This window comes from Amaricoccus sp. (assembly GCF_017995835.1).
In the GTDB taxonomy this organism is placed as follows: domain Bacteria; phylum Pseudomonadota; class Alphaproteobacteria; order Rhodobacterales; family Rhodobacteraceae; genus Amaricoccus.
In genome coordinates, this window is sequence record NZ_JAGOID010000198.1 from 1 (window position 1) to 2839 (window position 2839).

Sequence of the window (2839 nt, forward strand, 5' to 3'; positions counted from 1 at the left end):
GCATAGGTCAGCGCGCCGGCCAGCGAGAGGAGACCGCCGGCGAGCCACACCGCGAGGAGCATGCCGCCATGCGGCAGGACTTTGGCGATATCGGAGGAGACGAGGAAGATGCCGGTGCCGATGACGCTGCCGACGGTGAGCAGCACGCCGTCCCAGACACCCAGACCCCGCACCAGCTCTGCGCGCGGCTCAGCTCGCTCGTTGGACATTGGGGCGGATCCTACACGCGCCGGGCCGCCGTTTTTCGCCTTGGGTTACACTCTGGGAAACCATGTCCGACGAAAATCTGCTGCAGCTGATCGACTCCGAGATCGGGCGACTCGCTCCGGTCGACCTCGCCGCCGAGCTCGTGCGGATACCGAGTCACCCCGGCATCGAGCGCCAGGAGGAGCGCGTCGTCATGGCGCTAGCGCGCTTCTTCGGCGAGCGCGATCTCGGGGTGCAGCTCGAGGAGGTCCTGCCCGGTCGGGCGAATCTCCTGGTCAGCATCGCCGGGAGCCTGCCCGGACCGCATCTGTTGCTCTGCGGCCACACCGACACGGTACCGCTCAACTCCGGCGATCCGGGCGTCGGCCTCTCGGGCGAGATTCGCGAGGGCCGGCTCCTCGGCCGCGGCTCGGTCGATATGAAAGGCGCCCTGGCAGCGATGGCGAGCGCTGTCGTGGCGCTGTCGCGCCATCTGCCGGCCGGGCGAGTTTCGTTTGCCGCGGTGATCGACGAGGAGATGGAGAGCCTGGGCGCCGAGCAACTGGTCGACACCAGCTTCCGGGCCGACGGTGCGGTGGTCGGCGAGCCGACCTCGAACCGGATCGCCCTCGGACACAAGGGTCTCGAATGGCTCGAGGTCCACTTCCAGGGCAAGTCCGCGCACGGTGGGATCCCCGACAAGGGGATCAACGCCATATCGGCGGCGGGGATGTTCCTGGCGATGGTCGAGAACGAGCTCAAGCCGCGCCTGCTGGCCCGACGGCATCCGATTCTCGGGCCGCCGACGATCAACTTCGGCACGATCCGCGGCGGCGACCAGCCGTCGACGGTCGCTGCGACCTGCCTGCTCACGCTCGATCGTCGCACGGTTCCCGGCGAGAATTTTCAGAGCATCGTCGCCGAGTTGACCGATCTGCTGGAGCGTGTCGAGCGCAGTTTCCCCGGTCTTCACACGGTCGTCCGCAGGGTGCAGGGCGGTATGGGGAACCTCCTGCACGTCGCCCTGGTCACGCCGCCGGAGGCGCCGCTCGCCCTCGCCGCGCAGGTCGCTCGGCGAGAGGTCTGCGGCGAGGTGGGCGAGCTCACCACCTTTCCGGCGTGGACCGACGGTGCGCTGCTCTCCGGTTACGCCGGCATCCCGACGATCATTCTCGGCCCCGGCGAGCTCTCGCTCGCACACTCGCCGCGCGAATCGGTGCCGGTGGCGGAGATTACCGAAGCCGCGAAGATCTACGCCCACCTGGCGCTCGCCTTCTGCGCCGGCGTGGGAGCTTCCGAGTAGCCTCGCCTAGCGCCAGGCGCTGGTCGCGCCGGCCTCGAAACCGTCGCTGAAAACCGAGCTGGGGAGCGGCGCGAGGTACGCCTGGATGAGCTCGTCGCGCTCGCAATCGCACAGGTACCAGGCGCTGCCGAGATGCACGCCGGCTCCGGGCTGGACGGCGCCGTTCGCCACCGGCGGCGGATTGAGCTGCTGGCGCTGGCCGCCGCGCGCGGGAACTGAATAGAGGTTCCAGGTGCCGGTGGCGTTGCGGCCGTAGCGGAAGATCACCAGATCCGAGAGGCTCGACCAGGTGAAATCGTCGACATCGTGATCGAAGGCGACCGAGCCGGAGATCCGGATCGCCGTGCCACCGGCGGTCGCGACGGTATGGAGCTCGTAGCGCGTCCATTGCACCGGATCGCAGGTGAACGCCACGCTCGCCCCGTCGGGAGAAACGGCGAAGCGGATGACGTCACGATCGTCCGCCATCGCGGGCGAGAGCTTGACCGCTGATCCACCGGTTGCCGGCACGGAGAAGAGCTCGTATCTGCCCGCCGCGTCATGATCGACGAGGCAGACGACGCGACCGCCGGCGACGGCTGACGAGCCGAACAGCCCGTGCCCGGAAGGGCAGCGCGCATCGACCGCGCCGAATGCCGTCCCGACGAACCCGCACAGCCCGAGCAGGAGAGCGCCACAACGCGGCCATCTGCTCGTTTGCGTCCTTTCTGCGTTTCGAATGAAATCACCTCGCTGCGCAGAGCCTGCGGCGCGCCGGGAAAGCCCTTCTCGAGTCCTCCGCCTGCCGTCGGACTCGCCTTGCTTCTTCATACGGCCTAGAGCCCCGAAACGTCGCGGCCGCCTGCCTTCAGTGACGGCGAGAGCGCCACTCGCCTGGATCGGGCGCGCCGACCGTGCGGGAGAGACGACCACGGAGAGCGCAGCGGCGCAGTGAACTTCGACCATCTGCGCAGTGATGCCCGCAGGATTCGATCGTCGTCCGGAAGTGGAATTGGCGCGGCAAGAGCGGCGCCGGTAGACTGGTGCGGAGATGTCGGCAACCGGCCAGCTCCCAGGATAGCAGCTTGAAGCTCAGGGTTCCCCATACCTTCGTTCTGTTGTTCGCGCTCGTCGTTCTGGCGGCGATCGCCACCCACCTCCTGCCGGCGGGCGAGTACCAGCGCACCGAGGTGGCAGGGCGGAAGATCGTCGATCCCGACTCCTATCGCCCGATTCCGGCGCATCCGGCCGGATTCGGCGATGTCTTCCTCGCCTGGCCGCGCGGGCTCGCCGCCACCGCCTCGATCGTCTTCTACATCTTCATCATCGGTGGGGCGTTCGGCGTCCTGCAGGCGACCGGCGCGCTCGACG

At 68.4% G+C, this 2839-nt stretch carries 2 protein-coding genes and 2 pseudogenes; 2 read left to right on the forward strand and 2 right to left on the reverse strand.

What is annotated here, in order from left to right; genetic code table 11:
- Nucleotides 1-209 (reverse strand): annotated as a pseudogene (locus KBA23_RS16605) (hypothetical protein); the annotation flags it as partial.
- Nucleotides 210-271: 62 nt separating this feature from the next.
- On the opposite strand from KBA23_RS16605, the gene KBA23_RS16610 reads away from it, so the two are divergent.
- On the forward strand, nucleotides 272-1489 hold the full coding sequence (locus KBA23_RS16610; protein WP_290743337.1) for a M20 family metallopeptidase: 1218 nt from the start codon (nucleotides 272-274) through the stop codon (nucleotides 1487-1489).
- Nucleotides 1490-1495: 6 nt separating this feature from the next.
- Here the strand turns inward: KBA23_RS16610 and KBA23_RS16615 are convergent, their stop codons facing one another.
- Nucleotides 1496-1999, reverse strand: a complete 504-nt coding sequence (locus KBA23_RS16615) for a hypothetical protein (RefSeq protein ID WP_290743339.1) — start codon at nucleotides 1997-1999, stop codon at nucleotides 1496-1498.
- Between the two features lie 554 nt (nucleotides 2000-2553).
- Here KBA23_RS16615 and KBA23_RS16620 point away from each other — a divergent pair.
- A pseudogene (locus KBA23_RS16620) lies at nucleotides 2554-2839 on the forward strand (YfcC family protein); the annotation flags it as partial.